The 18144-nt window shown below is 55.6% G+C and carries 17 protein-coding genes; 12 read left to right on the forward strand and 5 right to left on the reverse strand.

Going from position 1 to position 18144, the window contains the following annotated elements; translation table 11 throughout:
* Nucleotides 1-76 precede the first annotated feature (76 nt).
* The 6 genes from AAC632_RS03100 to AAC632_RS03125 all read left to right on the forward strand — a co-directional run bounded on the left by AAC632_RS03100 (nt 77) and on the right by AAC632_RS03125 (nt 5796).
* Complete coding sequence (locus AAC632_RS03100; protein ID WP_340298193.1) at nt 77-991, forward strand: CPBP family intramembrane glutamic endopeptidase; 915 nt, start codon at nt 77-79, stop codon at nt 989-991.
* 61 nt (nt 992-1052) lie between these two features.
* Nucleotides 1053-1967, forward strand: a complete 915-nt coding sequence (accD, locus tag AAC632_RS03105; RefSeq protein WP_340298192.1) for an acetyl-CoA carboxylase, carboxyltransferase subunit beta — start codon at nt 1053-1055, stop codon at nt 1965-1967.
* Between the two features lie 2 nt (nt 1968-1969).
* Nucleotides 1970-3244, forward strand: a complete 1275-nt coding sequence (locus AAC632_RS03110; RefSeq protein ID WP_340298191.1) for a bifunctional folylpolyglutamate synthase/dihydrofolate synthase — start codon at nt 1970-1972, stop codon at nt 3242-3244.
* 40 nt (nt 3245-3284) lie between these two features.
* On the forward strand, nt 3285-4232 hold the full coding sequence (locus AAC632_RS03115; RefSeq protein WP_340298190.1) for an AEC family transporter: 948 nt from the start codon (nt 3285-3287) through the stop codon (nt 4230-4232).
* A gap of 17 nt (nt 4233-4249) precedes the next feature.
* Nucleotides 4250-4876, forward strand: a complete 627-nt coding sequence (locus tag AAC632_RS03120; protein WP_340298188.1) for an HAD family hydrolase — start codon at nt 4250-4252, stop codon at nt 4874-4876.
* Entirely contained in the window at nt 4873-5796 is a 924-nt protein-coding gene (locus AAC632_RS03125) for an ornithine cyclodeaminase family protein (RefSeq protein ID WP_340298187.1), read from the forward strand. Before AAC632_RS03120 ends, AAC632_RS03125 begins: the two co-directional genes overlap by 4 nt.
* On the opposite strand, the gene AAC632_RS03130 is transcribed toward AAC632_RS03125, so the two are convergent.
* Nucleotides 5793-7040, reverse strand: coding sequence for an MFS transporter (locus AAC632_RS03130; protein ID WP_445322670.1), 1248 nt, complete (start codon nt 7038-7040; stop codon nt 5793-5795). The genes AAC632_RS03125 and AAC632_RS03130 overlap by 4 nt on opposite strands.
* A 129-nt stretch (nt 7041-7169) precedes the next feature.
* Here AAC632_RS03130 and zapE point away from each other — a divergent pair, with 129 nt between their 5' ends.
* Both zapE and AAC632_RS03140 read left to right on the forward strand, forming a co-directional pair.
* A complete protein-coding gene (zapE, locus tag AAC632_RS03135) occupies nt 7170-8252 on the forward strand; it encodes a cell division protein ZapE (RefSeq protein WP_340298185.1) in 1083 nt (360 codons plus the stop codon).
* A gap of 63 nt (nt 8253-8315) precedes the next feature.
* On the forward strand, nt 8316-8933 hold the full coding sequence (locus AAC632_RS03140) for a TetR/AcrR family transcriptional regulator (RefSeq protein ID WP_340298183.1): 618 nt from the start codon (nt 8316-8318) through the stop codon (nt 8931-8933).
* On the opposite strand, the gene AAC632_RS03145 is transcribed toward AAC632_RS03140, so the two are convergent.
* On the reverse strand, nt 8930-9436 hold the full coding sequence (locus tag AAC632_RS03145) for a GNAT family N-acetyltransferase (protein ID WP_340298182.1): 507 nt from the start codon (nt 9434-9436) through the stop codon (nt 8930-8932). The two genes, AAC632_RS03140 and AAC632_RS03145, sit on opposite strands and share 4 nt — an antisense overlap.
* Before the next feature lie 168 nt (nt 9437-9604).
* On the opposite strand from AAC632_RS03145, the gene rimP reads away from it, so the two are divergent.
* Genes rimP through infB form a run of 4 tightly spaced genes read left to right on the forward strand, consistent with a single transcriptional unit; the run spans nt 9605 to nt 14939 of the window.
* Entirely contained in the window at nt 9605-10189 is a 585-nt protein-coding gene (gene rimP, locus AAC632_RS03150) for a ribosome maturation factor RimP (RefSeq protein ID WP_340243892.1), read from the forward strand.
* A 6-nt stretch (nt 10190-10195) separates the two neighbouring features.
* Nucleotides 10196-11791: a transcription termination factor NusA gene (gene nusA, locus AAC632_RS03155; protein ID WP_340262714.1), complete on the forward strand. Its 1596-nt coding sequence runs from the start codon at nt 10196-10198 to the stop codon at nt 11789-11791.
* A 23-nt stretch (nt 11792-11814) separates the two neighbouring features.
* The gene (locus AAC632_RS03160) at nt 11815-12453 is read left to right on the forward strand and encodes an RNA-binding protein (protein ID WP_340298180.1); all 639 of its coding nucleotides are present in this window, start codon (nt 11815-11817) and stop codon (nt 12451-12453) included.
* A complete protein-coding gene (gene infB, locus AAC632_RS03165; protein ID WP_340298179.1) occupies nt 12450-14939 on the forward strand; it encodes a translation initiation factor IF-2 in 2490 nt (829 codons plus the stop codon). The genes AAC632_RS03160 and infB overlap by 4 nt, the downstream gene beginning before the upstream one ends.
* 47 nt (nt 14940-14986) lie before the next feature.
* Here infB and tspO read toward each other — a convergent pair whose 3' ends face one another.
* Genes tspO through AAC632_RS03180 form a run of 3 tightly spaced genes read right to left on the reverse strand, consistent with a single transcriptional unit; the run spans nt 14987 to nt 18084 of the window.
* The gene (tspO, locus tag AAC632_RS03170; RefSeq protein ID WP_340298177.1) at nt 14987-15457 is read right to left on the reverse strand and encodes a tryptophan-rich sensory protein TspO; all 471 of its coding nucleotides are present in this window, start codon (nt 15455-15457) and stop codon (nt 14987-14989) included.
* A gap of 18 nt (nt 15458-15475) precedes the next feature.
* The gene (crtB, locus tag AAC632_RS03175; protein WP_340298175.1) at nt 15476-16498 is read right to left on the reverse strand and encodes a 15-cis-phytoene synthase; all 1023 of its coding nucleotides are present in this window, start codon (nt 16496-16498) and stop codon (nt 15476-15478) included.
* Nucleotides 16495-18084, reverse strand: a complete 1590-nt coding sequence (locus AAC632_RS03180) for a phytoene desaturase (protein WP_340298174.1) — start codon at nt 18082-18084, stop codon at nt 16495-16497. The genes crtB and AAC632_RS03180 overlap by 4 nt, the downstream gene beginning before the upstream one ends.
* Between the last annotated feature and the right edge of the window lie 60 nt (nt 18085-18144).

The following is an 18144-nucleotide window of genomic DNA, read 5'->3' on the forward strand; positions in this document are numbered from 1 at the left end:
AGACCCATGAAACCTAAGTTTCAGACTATAGAAGGGCCATTTATAGGTTCAAGCGGAATGGGGATTTAAAGCGCTGATGCTTCGGGGATTTTTTGCACCACAAAATCAGCCCAATTTGATGGTCGAAGCCGCGCGGGCGCAACCTGCTTTGTGGCGGGTGATTGTGGGCATGGTCATCTGCCTTTTGACCTTTGTCTTGGGGCTGTTAGCCTATTTCTATGCAATGTCGCATGTGATCGGTACAAAATTCGAAGCCGTATGGACGGCTGATCCGCAAACATCTGGCCCGAGCCTGACGCTGATCCTTCTGGGCAGTTTCGTGACCATGCTGGTCGGCCCGTTTTTTGTGGCATGGCTGCTGCATGATCGTAGCCCATTGTCACTATTTGGCCCATTGCGCCAAATGCACCGACAGTTCTGGATTGCGGTGGCGGTGTTTTCTGCCCTCGCGACACTCAGCGCGCTGATCCCGACCGATTTTGCCCTTGTGAAAAGTCTGGGCCTCAAACAATGGTTGCTTGTGCTGCCTCTCGCCCTTGGGCTGATTGCCATCCAGACAGGGGCTGAAGAACTTCTGTTTCGCGGCTATCTTCAAAGCCAACTGGCCGCGCGGTTCAAATCCCCAATCATCTGGGCGGTTTTGCCCTCCGTTCTGTTTGGTCTTGCCCATTTTGCACCAGAAGAACATGGCAGCGCGGCGTGGTATCTTGTGTTGGCCACAGGCGTTTTCGGGCTTTGCGCCGCTGATTTGACCCATCGCTTTGGCACAATCGGGCCAGCGTGGGGATTTCACTTTGCGAATAATGTGATGGCAATGTTGGCTGTTTCGCTGCCGGGTGCTTTGGGGGGACTTGCCCTTTATCATTTACCGATTGCAGCCAATGATGCCGAGGCCATGGTTCCCCTCATCTTGCGCGACATTGCTGTTACAATTGTGATTTGGCTTGGCATCCGTTTTGCCCTGATATGGCGCGAAAATGCCCATCGCTGATTGCAATCTGCCGCGCCATTGCCTATTGCGAGTGTAAGGATCGGCCAATGGAAAAGACCCAATGAACTGGATCACCAACTACGTCCGCCCAAGGATCAATTCGATGTTCTCGAAGCGCGATATGCCCGAGAACCTTTGGACGAAATGCGATGAATGCGGAACCATGCTGTTCCATCGTGAATTGAGCGACAATCTGAATGTCTGCACAAATTGCGATCATCACATGGTCATCACCCCGCGAGAGCGGTTCAATGCCTTGTTCGATGGTGGTATTTTCACCAAGGTCGAAGTGCCAAAGCCAATTGCAGACCCGCTGCAATTCCGCGACCAAAAGCGCTATCCCGACCGCATGAAGGCGGCACAGAAATCCACGGGCGAAACCGATGCGATGCTTGTGGCCGAGGGTGAAATGGGGCGCACGCCCATCGTGGCCTGTGCGCAAGATTTCAGCTTCATGGGCGGCTCGATGGGGATGTATGTTGGCAATGCCATCATTGCTGCTGCCGAGCGCGCGGTTAAATTAAAGCGCCCTCTGATCCTGTTCTCCGCCGCAGGTGGCGCGCGGATGCAAGAGGGTATCCTCAGCCTGATGCAAATGCCCCGCACCACAGTTGCGGTAAATATGCTCAAAGAGGCGAACCTGCCTTATATCGTGGTTCTGACCCATCCAACCACTGGGGGCGTAACCGCCTCTTATGCGATGCTTGGCGATGTGCAGATTGCCGAACCAAATGCGCTGATCTGCTTTGCTGGGCCACGGGTCATTGAGCAAACCATTCGTGAAAAATTGCCCGAAGGGTTCCAACGCGCCGAATATCTGTTGGATCACGGGATGCTTGACCGCGTGACCCATCGCACCGCGTTGCGCGATGAGTTGATCTCGATCCTTCGGATGCTGATGGGCATGGAACCCCCAGTCAAAGGGGATCTGCCCGCCCCAACTGAGGCTGCGCCAAACGAGGCGGAGGCAAAATAAAAGTGAGCACCCCCCGCTCGGATCTCTTGTTGGAGCGCATGATGGCGCTTCACCCAAAGATCATTGACCTGACGCTCGATAGAATGTGGCGGATCTTGGCCGCCCTTGGTGATCCGCAACAGGCGTTGCCGCCTGTCATTCATATCGCGGGCACCAATGGCAAAGGGTCAACCCTCGCCTATATTCGCGCGGGGCTTGAGGCGGCAGGGAAAAGCGCACATGCCTATACATCACCGCATTTGGCACGGTTTCATGAACGCATTCGGTTGGCGGGAACGCTGATTGACGAAAACCACCTATCTGACATTCTTGATGAATGTTTGGCGGCCAATGGCCCAGATGCGATTACCTATTTCGAAATCACCACCGCCGCCGCGCTTTTGGCATTTGCCAGAAATCCTGCTGATTACACGCTGTTAGAGGTGGGTTTGGGCGGACGTTTGGATGCAACCAATGTCATCGACCGCCCCGCATTAAGCGTGATCACCCCCGTTGATCTCGACCATCAACAATATCTTGGCGATACAATCGAGGACATCGCGGGCGAAAAGGCAGGCATTATCAAGCGCGGGCGCCCCGTAATTGTTGCCCCGCAGCAAGAGGCCGCACTGGAGGTGATCGAGGCACGCGCCGCGCGGCTCGGCGCGCCCATCTATGCCTATGGCCAACACTGGCATGTTGCGACCGAAGCAGGGCGATTGATTTTCCAAGATGAAACAGGCCTTTTAGACTTGCCGCTGCCCGCCCTTGCGGGCCCGCATCAAATCCAAAATGCAGGCACGGCCCTTGCCGCAATGCGGGTATTGGGTTTGGACGAGGCGGCCTGCGAGGGTGCCATGCGCAACGTCACTTGGCCCGCGCGCATGCAGCGCCTGCGCCAAGGGCCGCTGTTTGACACTGCACCCGATGCTGAACTTTGGCTTGATGGGGGGCACAACCCCCATGCCGCGCTTGCCATTGCGGCCACGCTCAAAGGCTTGCCCCAACGCGAGACGCATTTGATTTGCGGCATGCTGAACACAAAAGATGTGACAGGCTTCATGGCCCCGCTTGCGCCCTTCGCCTCATCGCTGCACGCTGTCTCAATTCACGGCCAAGCCGCAACACTGAGTGCCGAGGACACAAAGGCAGCCGCAACCCGTGCAGGTATAGCGGCCCAAACCGCACCAGATGTCATCAGCGCCTTGCGCGACATCTGCGCCACAACCCCGAATGCGCGGGTTTTGATCTGTGGTTCCCTTTACTTGGCGGGCGAAATTCTAAAAGAAAACGGCTAGGCTACTAGACAGCGCCTGCACTCTGGCCTAGCCCTATTTCATGCTCGCGATATTCCTCAAAACACTTCCATTTTTTGCGCTGATCGGTGTGGGTTTCCTCGCCGCGTATCGTGGGTTTTTCACGCAAAGCGCGACCGCCTATCTGACAAAATTCGTGTTTTACTTCGCGCTATCGGCCATGTTGTTTCGCTTTGCCTCGACCTTATCGCTTGGCGATATTTTCGATTGGAATTTCATCGGGGCCTATCTGTTTGGATGTTTCGCGATTTATGCGCTTGCGACTGTCGTTGCCTTGATCCGAAAGCGGCCCGCTTCGGAAGCTGCGATTGAAGCGCAATGTGCCGTGATCGGGAATACAGGGTTCTTGGGCGTGCCGATGTTGGTGGTTTTGATGGGGCCTGCGGCGGCGGGGCCTGTCTTGATGATCTTGGCCACTGATTTGATCGTTTTCTCAAGCTTGATCGTGATCATTATCACGGCAAGCCGCGATGGCCGCATGAGCTTTACAATTTTCCGCTCAATCACGATTGGGTTGGTAAAAAATCCGATGATTGTGTCGATGGTCGCGGGGCTATCCGTCTCTGCCGCGGGGCTAAGCCTTCCTGCACCTGTGGATGAATTTATGACGCTTTTGGGCGCGGCGGCGACCCCATGTGCGCTCTTCGCAATTGGGGCGTCATTGGCAGGCAAATCAACCGAGCGGGCTTCGGTCGCGCTTTGGCTGTCATTCGCCAAGCTGATCTTACACCCTGCTGCTGTCGCCATTGGTGCGCTTATAATTTTCGAGGTTGATCCCTATGCGGCTGCGGTGATGATCGCGGCCTCCTCGCTGCCTGTGGCAGGAAATATCTACATGCTGGCGCAGCATTACAACGTGGCCCCGCAACGGGTGTCTGCCTCGATTCTGATGTCGACCGCCATTTCCATTCTGACTGTGTCGCTTGTGATCGGATGGCTGTCTCAAATGGCGGGCCTAAGCCTGCTTTGATCGCGAAAGGTTTGATCATGTCCAAGATTGAAGCGGTGATTTTTGACATCGGCAATGTGCTGATCGAATGGCAGCCCGAGCGGTTCTACGACCGCACCATCGGGGAAGCGCGCCGCCGCGAGATGTTTGCCACTGTGGATTTGCACGGCATGAATGACCGCGTGGATTTAGGTGAAGGGTTCCGCGATATCATTTATGAAACGGCAGAAGCCTATCCTGAGTTTCGCGCGGAAATTCGGATGTGGCATGATTACTGGTTGGAATTGGCAAACCCTGTGATTGATCATTCCGTGATGCTCTTGCGCCGCCTGCGTTCCAAGAATGTGACCGTCTTCGCATTGACCAATTTCGGGATCGAAAGCTTTGCCTATGCGCAAGAGCATTTCGATTTTCTGAACGAATTCGACCACGCCTATGTCTCTGGCCTTATGGGGGTGATCAAACCCAACCCAACCATTTATCAAATGGTCGAGGATCATTGCAAAATCGCACCAGAGGCGCTTTTGTTTGCAGATGACCGCCCTGACAACATCACCGCGGCCAAGGCGCGCGGATGGAATGCGCATCTGTTTACAGCGCCGCACGGATGGGCCGAAGTCTTGGTCGACCATGGCCTTCTCACCAAGGATGAAGCAGGACTATGACACAAAGCCCCTTCCAAATCATCGGGCCTGACGCCGAAGCCAAGCTTGATTGGCTCAAACTTGGCGTGGCGTTGGAAGCGGGGCATATGCTACCGCGTGCGGAAATTTCGGATAGTTTTCTCTATCGCGGCAAGGACACGTTGCTCAATCGTGCCGCATGGATTGACGGGCTTGGCCTCTTGGTGAAATCAGCCACAATCTTTCCTGAGAACGCCGCGCAAAATTTGCCGGCTGTGAATGGCGGTGCGGCGCTTTACAGCGATAAGAATGGCCTTCTTGAGGCTTTGGTCGATTTCCATCTTTTGACCAAATATAAGACCGCAGGCGATAGCCTGTTTGCCGCAATGAAACTGGCGCGACCTGGGATTAAAACCATTTTGATCGTTGGCGCAGGCACAGTTGGCCGCTCTCTGCGCGCGGCATATGGCGCGGGGTTTCCTGAAGCGCGTTTCCTGATCTGGAACCGCAATAGATCGCGGGCCGAGGCCCTTGCCCGCGATTTCTCCAATACGGATGTCGCCGAAAGCCTAGCGGATGCCGTGCAGCAGGCCGATATTGTCACCTGTGCAACCATGGTGACAGAGCCCATCTTGCAGGGTGAATGGCTCAAGGCGGGACAGCATATTGACCTCATCGGGGCCTATCGCCCCGACATGCGCGAGGCGGATGATGCTGCGCTCAAAAAGGCGCGTATCTTTGTCGACAGCCGTGCTACCACGATTGAGCATATTGGCGAATTGAAACGCCCCATCACGGCGGGGGTCATCACAGCAGATGATGTTGTGGCCGATTATTACGACATCGCCTCTGGCACCTTTGCGCGGGGCAATGACGCAGAAATAACGCTGTTCAAAAACGGCGGCGGCGCACATCTTGACCTGATGACCGCCGCCTATATCCGTGACGCGGTGAAGGGTTAGGCGGCCAGCGCCCGCTCGCGCAGGGGGCTTTCTTTCACGGGCAAATGGACAATGGCCGAAAGCAGCCCCACGCCAACACCCACCCACCAAACCGTGGTATAGGTGCCATGCAGGTCATACATCCAACCGCCAAGCCAAACCCCGATGAAGCTGCCCAATTGATGGCTAAAGAACACGATACCATAAAGCGTGCCCATATAGCGCAGCCCATAAATATACCCCACAAGTCCTGAGGTGAGCGGCACTGTGGCCAACCACAACGCGCCCATCATGACCGAAAACACAATCACGGTCAGGGGCGTGATCGGCATTAAAATGAACGCTGCCGCAATAATGGTGCGGCCAAAATAGATGCCCGCAAGCAGGTATTTCTTAGAATAGCGTTTGCCCAAATAGCCCGCCAAAATCGTGCCACCAATATTGGCCAAGCCAATCAGCGAGATCGACACCGCCCCAAGCGCAGATGTGGTCGTAATGCCCAAAGAATGTAGGAAAGATCCAGGCTCGATCGGGCCGCAAAGTTCGGTCACAAAGGCGGGAAAATGCGCGGTGACAAAGGCAAGCTGATACCCACAGGAAAAGAAGCCGATAAAAATCAGACTGAAAGAGGGATCGCGAAATGCTTTGCCCAAAATCGCGCTCATGCTTTCTTCAAGTTCTGCCTTGGATAGGGTAGCAGGCGCGCGCAGCATGGGGAGAAACAAAAGCGCAGCCAAAATTGCCGCTGCAAAGATCAAAAAGACGCTTTGCCATGGCATCACCGCCAACAGCGCCTCAGCCACAGGCGCGCCAAAGACCTGACCCGCAGAGCCCGCTGCAGTCGCAATCCCAAGCGCGAGTGAGCGATGCTCATCCGATGCGGCGCGGCCCACAATCGCCAAGATCACGCCAAAGCCCGTGCCCGCAACGCCAAAGCCCACAAGAATTTCCAAAAGCTGATGCGCGCCGGGCGTAATTGCATAAGCCGAAAACACCAAACCCGCCGCATACATCAAAGCGCCAATGATAATGGCTTTGCGATCCCCGAATTTCTCAGCAATCGCGCCAAAAATCGGCTGCCCCACGCCCCAAGCTAGGTTTTGAATGGCAATGGCCAAGGAAAATTCGGCGCGCAGCCAACCAAATTCGTCCGCTATGGGAATTTGAAAAACCCCAAAACTTGCCCGAATGGCAAAGCTGATCATAATGATAAAACAGCCCCCGATGAGGACGGGGGTGAAAATCGAATTGCGCTGCATCTTCATTTGTCCTGTCAAAGGCCGCAGGCCTGTCATGCTGCGATAGAGATTGCGCCGCAAGCCCAAGGGCGTCAATGCTGATTGCGCATGCAATCCCTCTGGCCAGAGGGGCCAGAGATGTCCTATGAGGCGCTTATGTCGCAACATTTAACCGCCATATACGACACCCGCGTCAGCGAAGGCTTACTGCGCGCAGACCCCGCCCAACGCGAGGTTTTGCACCGCTTTGAAGCGTTACGCGAAACGCTTGAGGCGCGGCCAAAATCAGGGCTTCTTGCGCGTTTCTTTCAGGAAAAACCGCAATCTGGCCAACATAGTCGCGGATTTTATGTCTGGGGCGGGGTTGGGCGCGGGAAATCTATGATTATGGATTTGTTCTTTGCGCACACGGCGATTAACGGGAAACGCCGCGTCCATTTTTACGCCTTTATGCAAGAAATCCAATCAGCCCTGCACGAGGCGCGCAAAACAGGCACAGATGATGCGTTGAAACCCGTGGCTGAGGCAATTTCAAAAGACCTGCGCCTGCTGTGTTTTGATGAGATGCAAATCACCGATATCACCGATGCCATGATCGTAGGCCGCCTTTTTGAGGCATTGTTCAAGGCAGGGGTGAGCATCGTCACCACCTCCAATCGCCCCCCAAAAGATTTGTATAAAGACGGGTTGAACCGACAGCTGTTTGTTCCGTTCATCACGCTATTAGAGCAGGAATTAGAGGTGATTGAAATGCAATCACCCACCGATTACCGCCAAGACAGATTGTCAGGCGAAACCACCTATTTCACGCCCATCACCGCGGCCACGCGCCAAAGCCTTGATAAGATTTGGCACGATCTGACCCATGGGCAGGAAGAACCCCTCGATTTAGAGATCAAAGGCCGCCATGTCGTCATCCCGCATTATTGGGCGGGCATGGCCCGCGCCGATTTCTGGGAGCTGTGCGGCAAACCTTTAGGCGCGGGTGATTATCTGGCGCTCACTGGGGCGGTGAAATTGCTGATGTTGGAAAACGTCCCGCGTCTTGGCATCGACAATTTCAACGAGGCAAAACGCTTTGTCACCCTCATTGATGCGCTTTACGAGGCAGGTATCCGGGTGATCCTATCTGCCGATGATGTGCCAGAACATCTTTACGCCGAGGGCACGGGCAGTTTCGAATTTGAACGCACCGCCAGCCGCCTGCGCGAGATGCAATCGGCGGATTGGGGCCAATAGATTGCGGCAAGGCTTGCAAAAACTGAACTGATCGGTTTACAATCAGGTCAGGGAGTATGCGCCATGAACATGCAAGCACAGACACGCAAAGGTCGGAAATTCGATCAAGTCATTAATGGCGCGCGTAATATTTTCCTAAGTCAAGGGTTCGAAGGGGCAAGTGTCGATGTGATCGCGCGCCAAGCGGGCGTGTCCAAAGCCACGCTTTATTCGTATTTCCCCGACAAGCAAGCGTTGTTTATGGCGGTTCTGAACCAAGAATGCGACCTGCAACGCCGCGCGCAAATGGATATCGAATTTCTGCAGCGCGATGTGCGCGATGCCTTGCACCATTTGGCCTATTCGATGCTTGAATTCCTGATGTCAGACGAAGGTGTCTCGATCTTCCGCGTCTGCGTGGCTGAGGCCCAAAGGTTCCCCGAATTGGGGCGTGCTTTCTATGAAACAGGCCCTTCAACGGCTATGTCCCATGTCGCGGGCTATCTCAGCACGCCAAAGGTGGGCAATATGCTTGATATAGATGACCCGATGAAGGCGGCGGATTTGTTCATGAAGCTGTGCCGTGGTGATCTGATGCTGCGCCGTCTTTTATGTGTCAGCAGCGAAGCCACCCATCAAGAAGTGTCGGAAGCCGCAGATGAGGTGGTGGCTACATTTATGGCACGGTATCGCAAGGCCTAATCTACAAGAGATTTGAACATCACAAGGGCGTCCACCAATCCTTTGCTTGGATGATCAAAGGCTTGTGGCAAACGTCCCACAGTCCCGAAACCTGCCTTTTGCCATGTCGCAACCGCGCGCCTGTTTTCGGAGACGACAAAGTTATACTGCATCCCGCGATAACCTTCGGCGCAGGCAGTCTGCAGCGAATGCGCCAACATCACGCGCGCAATCCCGCGCCCCTGCGCTGCTGTGGCAGTGATATAGCCGCAATTGCAGATATGGGCGCCGCCGCCCGCCTGATTGGGACGGATGTAATAGGTGCCAACGACCTCACCCCCCTGTTCCGCCATGAACACGGACTTTTCGGGGGCCGTCCAAAAGGCCAAGGCATCGGCCTCGGATATGTCTGGGTCGACTGTATATGTATCACCCGCCCGAAACACGGGCAGCAACAGGGAAACAAGCGCCGCATCATCTTGGGCCGTTTTTGGTCGAATTGTGATTTCGGTTTTCGCGTTCATGTTGTGCAAATGGCCATGCCGCGCCCCAAAGCGCAAGATGGCAGCTTGCTATAACCCCCGATTCTCTCTATATGACAGCCCAACAGGTGCTTGGGGGTCCAAACTCCACGCTCCACCCTAGATGCTTCCGCGGGCCCTGTGGCCCGTTTTTTTATGTCCATAGGTCTTATGTCCAACCTGATCGCAAAATCGAGCATTGATCGCCGCATGGCTGAGATCATTACCCCTGTCATCGAAGATATGGGGTTTGAACTGGTGCGCGTGCGCCTGATGGGCGGCGAGACAAAAACCCTGCAGGTGATGGCAGACCGCCCCGATGGCGGGATCAATGTGGATGATTGCGCCGATATCTCAACGGCGATTTCGGCAAGCCTTGATGTCGAAGACCCGATTGAGGGGGCCTATAACCTCGAAGTTTCTAGCCCCGGTATCGACCGCCCGCTGACGCGGTTGAAGGATTTCGATATCTGGCAGGGCTATGAAGCCAAACTTGAAACAAGCGAAATGATCGATGGCCGTAAACGCTTTAAGGGTGTTTTGGCGGGGATCGAAAACGATGAAGTGCTTATCAATGTTGAACAAGGTGGCGAGACAGTCACCCTTGGCCTCAATTTTGATTGGCTTTCGGATGCGAAGCTCGTTCTGACCGATGACCTGATCGCCGAGATGCTGCGCCAGCGCAAAGCCTCGGGGGTCATTGACGAAACCCAATTTGATGAAATCACGCAAGAGCCCGAAGAGGCGGAGGACTGAAAATCCATGGCTATTACATCAGCAAACCAACTTGAGCTGTTGCAAACAGCAGAGGCCGTTGCCCGCGAAAAGATGATCGACCCCGATCTGGTCATCGTGGCAATGGAAGAAAGCCTCGCCCGCGCCGCGAAATCGCGTTACGGCTCGGAACTGGATATCCGCGTTTCGATTGATCGCAAGACAGGCCGCGCGACATTTACCCGTGTACGCACTGTGGTTGAGGAAATCGAAAACCATTTCGTTGAAATGACACTGCGCGATGCGCGTGCCTATAAGGCGGATGCAGAAATCGGTGACGAGATCATTGACGAAGTGCCCCCTGTTGAAATGGGCCGTATCGCCGCGCAAAGCGCCAAGCAGGTGATCCTGCAAAAAGTGCGCGAAGCTGAGCGTGATCGCCAATATGAAGAATTCAAAGACCGCGCAGGCACAATCATTAATGGTGTGGTAAAGCGCGAAGAATATGGCAATGTGATTGTCGATATTGGCCGTGGCGAAGCCGTTTTGCGCCGTAATGAAAAAATTGGGCGCGAAAGCTATCGCCCCAATGAGCGCATCCGCTGCTATATCAAAGATGTCCGCCGCGAAGCGCGCGGCCCTCAGGTTTTCCTCAGCCGCACCGCGCCTGAATTCATGGCGGAATTGTTTAAGATGGAAGTGCCTGAAATTTACGATGGCATCATCGATATCAAGGCCGTTGCCCGTGACCCAGGCTCTCGCGCGAAGATCGCGGTGATTTCCTATGATAACTCAATTGATCCCGTTGGTGCTTGTGTGGGTATGCGCGGCAGCCGCGTGCAGGCCGTGGTGAACGAGTTGCAGGGCGAAAAAATTGACATCATTCCATGGAATGAGGACGCCCCAACCTTCCTTGTGAACGCGCTGCAACCTGCCGAAGTGACCAAGGTGGTTTTGGACGAAGATGCAGGGAAAATCGAAGTTGTTGTTCCTGACGAACAGCTGTCTCTTGCCATCGGGCGCCGTGGTCAAAACGTGCGTTTGGCAAGCCAGTTGACAGGCCTTGATATCGACATCCTCACCGAAGAAGAAGAAAGCGCGCGCCGTCAGGCCGAATTCGCTGAACGCACCAAGCTGTTCATGGACACATTGGATTTGGACGAATTCTTTGCCCAACTTCTAGTATCCGAAGGCTTCACCTCTTTGGAAGAGGTTGCCTATGTCGAGCAAGAAGAATTGCTTGGCATTGATGGTGTCGATGAAGCCACCGCAGACGAGCTTCAGGCCCGTGCGCGTGACTATATCGAAGAGCAAAATCGAAAAGTACTCGAAAGCGCCAAGGCGCTTGGTGTCGAGCAAAGCTTGATCGATTTCGAAGGGCTAACGCCACAGATGCTTGAGGCGCTTGGCCAAGATGGGGTCAAAACGCTGGAAGACTTCGCAACCTGTGCTGATTGGGAATTGGCAGGCGGTTGGACAACCGTAAACGGCGAGCGCGTCAAAGATGAAGGCGTGCTTGAGAAATTCGATGTCAGCCTCGAAGAAGCCCAGAATATGGTCATGTCCGCCCGTTTGGCCTTGGGTTGGGTGACCGAAGAAGACCTTGCATCTGATCAAGAAGACGCAGGCGAAGAAGAAGAGTAAGCCCGATTTCAGGAGCCAAAACCATGTCCCGTGGCGGTGCCACCAAAACCAAAGACACGTCCGAGCGGCGCTGTATCGCAACAGGCGACACAGCGCCAAAGGCGGGGCTGTTGCGTTTTGTGCTCAGCCCTGAGAATGTGGTGACGCCCGATATCCTAGAACGCCTACCAGGCCGAGGCATATGGTGCAGCGCTGATCGCGCGGCGGTGGAATTGGCGGTCAAGAAAAACCTCTTCTCCCGCTCAGCCAAAGCGCAGGTGACTGTGCCAGATGATTTGGTGGGCACGCTTGAAACCCTGCTTGCGCGGCGCATTGGCGATTTGATTGCCTTGGCGCGCAAATCTGGTGATGCCGTTGCAGGGTTCGAAAAGGTCAAAGATTGGCTTGCCACGCGCCCTGTGCGGGTGCTGCTTCAAGCTTCGGACGGGTCTGAACGAGGCAAGTCCAAGCTTTGGACGCCTGAGGGCGCGCGTTACTTCGATTGCCTGACCGCTTTTGAATTAGGTTTGGCATTCGGGCGAGAAACTGTGATACATGGCGCGCTGGCGACTGGCGGACTCGGCGATCGTGTTGTAGAGGAAGCAGCAAAGCTGCAAGGGCTGAGGCCCAAAACCAGCTTGAACAACGGCAAGACCGTTGGGAAGGACAAGAAAGACGCATGAGCGATCAAGACGGAAAAAAACCACTCGGACTATCTGGCGGCGCCCGCAGCGGACGCGTGAACCAGAGCTTTTCGCGTGGACGCACGAAAACGGTTGTTGTGGAGACCAAGCGCAAGCGCGTGATGGTTCCCAAATCGGGTGCAGGCGGCAAAGACGATGGCACGGGTGATATGGAGGGGGGCAACGCTTCCGCCAATCCAGAACTCGAACGCCGTATGAAGGCCGTAATGGCCGCCAAGGCCCGTGAGACCGAAGAAGAAGAACAGCGCCAGCGCGAAGAGCAAGAACGCGAAGAAGAGCGTCTACGCCGCCGCGCCGAGGCCGAAGCCCGCGAACGCGAAGAGCGTGAACGCGAAGAGGCCATCCGCGCCAAGGAAGAAGAAGAGCGCCGCCGCCTTGAGGAATCAAAGGCCGCAAAGTCCCGTAAAGCGGACAGTGCCCCTGTGGTGACATCCCCCGCAGATCTGCCTGATCCTGCGGTCGCGGCTGCCCGCGCGAAATCGGCCGCAGCGCCTGCGCGCCGCGATACGGATCGGGACGATAAGCGCGAGCGCGTCTCGAAGGGTGATCGCAACAATGATGGCCGCCGTTCTGGCAAGCTGAGCGTCAATCAGGTTTTCTCTGATGGCGAAGGCGGGCGTCAGCGCAGCCTTGCTGCCATGAAACGCAAGCAGGAGCGTCAGCGCCAAAAGGCGATGGCGTCCCAAGGTGACCGCGAAAAAATCGTTCGCGATGTGCAAATTCCAGAAACCATCGTGGTTTCCGAATTGGCCAACCGCATGGCCGAGCGCGTGGCCGATGTGGTTAAATCGCTGATGCAAATGGGCATGATGGTCACGCAGAACCAATCCATCGATGCCGATACGGCGGAATTGATCGTCAGCGAATTCGGTCACCGCGTGCAGCGTGTATCTGACGCGGATGTGGAAGACGTGATCAAGGTCGAAGAGGACAGCCCAACCGAGCTGCAACCACGGCCACCCGTCATCACCATCATGGGCCATGTTGACCACGGCAAGACCTCGTTGCTTGACCGCATTCGCAAGGCAAATGTCGTCTCTGGCGAAGCAGGCGGGATCACGCAGCATATCGGGGCCTATCAGGTGCGCACCGAAAGCGGCGCGCTTTTGACCTTCCTTGATACGCCGGGTCACGCGGCCTTTACCTCCATGCGAGCGCGTGGGGCGAATGTTACGGATATCGTGGTGCTTGTGGTTGCCGCCGATGACGCGGTGATGCCGCAGACCATCGAAGCGATTAACCACGCCAAGGCGGCCAAAGTGCCGATGATCGTGGCGATTAACAAAATCGACAAACCCGCTGCCAATCCTGACAAAGTGCGCACCGATTTGCTTCAACATGAGGTGATCGTTGAGAAGATGTCAGGTGAGGTGCAGGATGTCGAAGTTTCCGCCGCCACTGGCCAAGGTTTGGATCAATTGCTTGAATCCATCGCACTTCAGGCCGAATTGCTTGACCTGAAGGCGAACCCTGACCGCGCAGCCGAAGGGGCCGTCATCGAGGCGCAGTTGGATGTGGGCCGTGGCCCTGTTGCGACTGTTCTGGTGCAACGTGGCACGCTGAAACAAGGCGATATCTTCGTTGTGGGCGAGCAATGGGGTAAAGTCCGCGCGCTGATCAACGATCAGGGCGAGCGCGTTAAAGAAGCGGGGCCATCCGTTCCTGTTGAGGTTCTGGGCCTGAACGGCGCACCCGAAGCGGGTGACGTTTTGAACGTGGTGCAAACCGAAGCACAAGCCCGCGAGATTGCGGATTACCGCATCCAAGTTGCCAAAGACAAACGCGCCGCAGCAGGTGCTGCAACAACCTTGGATCAGCTTTTGGCGAAGGCCAAGGCGGATGAAAACGTCAAAGAATTGCCCATCGTGGTCAAAGCTGACGTTCAAGGTTCGGCCGAAGCCATCGTTCAGGCGATGGAAAAAATCGGCAATGACGAAGTGCGCGTGCGCGTTCTGCATTACGGGGTGGGCGCGATCACAGAATCCGATATCGGCTTGGCCGAGGCTTCGGGTGCGCCTGTCATGGGCTTTAACGTCCGTGCTAATGCCCCTGCGCGCAATTCCGCCAACCAAAAGGGAGTGGAAATCCGCTATTACAGCGTGATCTATGACCTTGTGGATGATGTGAAGGCGGCAGCCTCAGGTCTGCTTGGTGCTGAAATTCGTGAAAACTTCATCGGCTATGCCCAGATCAAAGAGGTGTTCCGCGTCTCTGGTGTTGGCTCGGTTGCGGGCTGTCTGGTCACCGAAGGTGTCGCGCGCCGCTCGGCGGGTGTGCGCCTGTTGCGCGATGATGTCGTGATCCATGAAGGCACGCTGAAAACGCTGAAGCGCTTCAAAGACGAAGTCAAAGAAGTGCAATCGGGTCAGGAATGCGGCATGGCCTTTGAGAATTACGATGACATCCGCAAAGGCGATGTGATCGAGATTTTTGAACGCGAAGAAGTCGAGCGTAAGCTCAGCTAAGCTGTTCGGAACATGACAAAAAAGCGCGCCCCGCGGGGCGCGTTTTTTTATGCCGATCCTTTGGCAACCTCAGGGTTCAACCGCCAAACCTCAAAATTCAAAGCGCCTGCAATAGTGACCCAAAGCAGATAGGGCGCAATCAATACGCCCGCGACCGGATCAAGCGCCCAGAAACTCAGCATTGTGCCGCAAACCGCAACCCACAGTGCGCCGAGGATGACCATGCCCGCACGAATGCGGCGCAAACCAAAGAAAACTGGGCTCCATAGCGTGTTCAGCGCGATTTGCAGCGCCCAAAACCCCATCGCTTGGCCATTCTCCGCCACCAATGCCACGCGCGCCGCTGCATAGGCGGAGGCGATATAAAGCACTGTCCAAGCAACGGGAAAGAGCCAATTCGGCGGCGTGAAAAATGGCTTTCGCAAATCCCGATACCAGGCGCCTGGGGGAAACATCGACCCCGTGACCGCAGCAGCAGCGCAGGCGGCAAAAAATAATATGAAAACAGACCAATCCATGACGGGGCAGTTAGCGCGTTATGGGTTCGGTTCCAGTATGCGCCCGCGATCTTGCGCCTCTAATTGCGTCAGAACGGATATGACCTGATCACTCCATCCTGTGCGATCTGGTTGCCGCTTGGCGGCGGCATCGACCAAAAATCGGGTTTCTTCCAAAGGGGGGGCATAAAGCATCGGGCTGCGCGGCGCCAAAGTGATGATTGCGGCCTGAATCGCAGAATAGCTGAGCAACCCAAATTTTTGTCGCGCCGTTGTGAAAGCGCGTTGCGTGACACCATCATACCCGCGCCGCGCCACAGCACCGCCAATCGCATCATAGCAGTGCCGCGCCGCCAAAATCCCCGCACGGCTGATCAAGGGCAGTTGGGACACACCCGCCTCGGAGCGTTCATAAAGCCTGCGCGCCTCAGCCAAGAGCCTGCGATTGATCCGCCGAAGGGCAGGCGAAATACGCGGATCGGAGAGAAAGCGATCAAGGTTAACACCTTCTTCCTCAAGCCAATCTAGGGGCAAATAAACGCGCCCCGCGCGGGCATCTTCGCCCACATCGCGGGCGATATTTGTTAATTGCATGGCGACGCCCAAATCACAGGCGCGCGCCAATGCATCGCCCGAACGCACCCCCATCAATACGCACATCATCGCCCCGACAGCCGAGGCAACCCGTGCCGAGTAACCACGCAAATCTGACAGCGTGTCATAGCGCCGCTCGGTTGCATCCCATGCGAGGCCCTCAAGCAGGGCTTCGGGCAAGGCGCGGGGCATTTCGAAATCCTGCACCACCGCAGAAAAGGCACGATCAGCGGGACAGTCGACAGGCCGCCCACGATAGATACGATCCAACCGATTACTAAGATCAAGAACGGCATGTGCCTTGTTCTGACTGAAATCCACTGCATCATCGGAAATGCGGCAGAAAGCATAAAGTGCCAGCGCAGGATCGCGCACAGTGCGCGGCAAGATGCGCGATGCAATATCGAAGGAATGTGACCCTTCGGCAATTGCCTCGCGGCAATAGGCAAGATCCTGATCGTCAATCATTCTGCGGCCATCTTTATCTCATGGCCAGATGAGACGGAGACCGCATCTGGCACCAGTTTTGCCAACACTTCAGCCGATGAAATGACCCCAGGCAAACCCGCCCCAGGATGCGTGCCTGCCCCAACGAGATAGAGACCCTCCGCCTCCTCCGACACGTTATGGGGACGAAAATAGGCGCTTTGCAGGATACGCGGCTCGATTGAGAAGCCAGACCCGTTGGGGGAAAGATAGCGACTTTCAAAATCTGCGGGGGTCAGCACCTCGGAGGCGGAAAGATGCGCGCCCAAATCAGGCAAAAGTTGATCTTCCAAAACCTGCTGCACCTTTTGGCGATAGGCTTCGCCCATCTTGGCCCAATCCACAGGATCATCAAACCCCAGATGCGGCACAGGTGAAAGGGCGTAGAACGTATCATCCCCCTCTGGCGCACAGCTTGGGTCAGTCACCGAGGGGCGATGAACATAAAGGCTCATATCTTCGCTAAGTTTGCCTTTGATAAAGATATCTTTGACCAACCCACGATACCGCGGGCCGTTGAGGATCGTATGATGACCCACATCTGCCCATTTGTTGCGCGTGCCGCGTGTTCCGAAATACCACACAAAAAGACCCATCGACCAACGCGCGCGGGTTAATTTTCCATCCGTCCAACGGCGGCGGGGGCGATTGCGCATCAAATGCTTGTAGGTATGGCCCGCATCCGCGTTTGAGACGACAATATCCGCCGCAACACTCTCGCCCGTGGCAAGGCGCACACCAGTGGCGCGGTTATCGTGAAAGGTGATTTCATCCACAACGTGATGAAAGCGAAGCGCGCCGCCTTGATCCTGAACAACGCGGGCCATGGCCTTGGCAATCGCGGCGACACCGCCCATCGCATAATGGACACCGAATTCCTTTTCGAGATGGCTGACCAAGATATACATCGAGGTCACGTTAAACGGATCCCCCCCGATAAAGAGCGGATGGAAGCTAAACGCCATCCGCAGTCGTTCATCCTTAAACCGCTTTGCCGCATGCGCATAAACCGAGCGATCCGCACGCAGCATGCCGAATTTTGGCAAAACCTTGATCAAATCCCACAGCTTGTGCATAGAACGGCGGCCAAGATCTTCGAACCCAAACCAATAGCGCGCGGCGCTGTCTTGCAAGAACCGCTCATAGCCCTTGGCATCTTGCGGCGAGAGGCGCGCCACTTCGGCGCGCATCGCATCGGTGTTTTGGCTGGCGGTAAAATGTGACCCGTCTGGCCAACGGATTTCGTAAAATGGCTCAATCGGGCGCAGATCAACATCCTGATCGAAATCGCGCCCGCAGGCCGCCCATAATTCCCGAAACACTTGCGGCACTGTGACAATGGTCGGGCCGAGGTCAAAGCGATGCCCGTTCTGGTAGAGCGCAGAACCACGCCCGCCCGCCATATCCAATTTATCAATGACCGTGACGCGATAGCCCTTCGCCCCCAACCGCATAGCCGAGGCCAATCCACCCAACCCCGCACCAATCACAATCGCATGGGGGCGAGCATCACCCGCATTTGGGGCAAAGCCTGATTGAGGATCGCTATGCACTCGGTGGTCATCCATCATAGGCCCTATCGTAAACTGTCTAGTTTAATTTACAACACGAATTCACAGCTAAAGCTG

It is taken from the genome of Roseobacter sp. HKCC-CH-9351 (assembly GCF_037830295.1).
Taxonomy (GTDB): Bacteria; Pseudomonadota; Alphaproteobacteria; order Rhodobacterales; family Rhodobacteraceae; genus M30B80.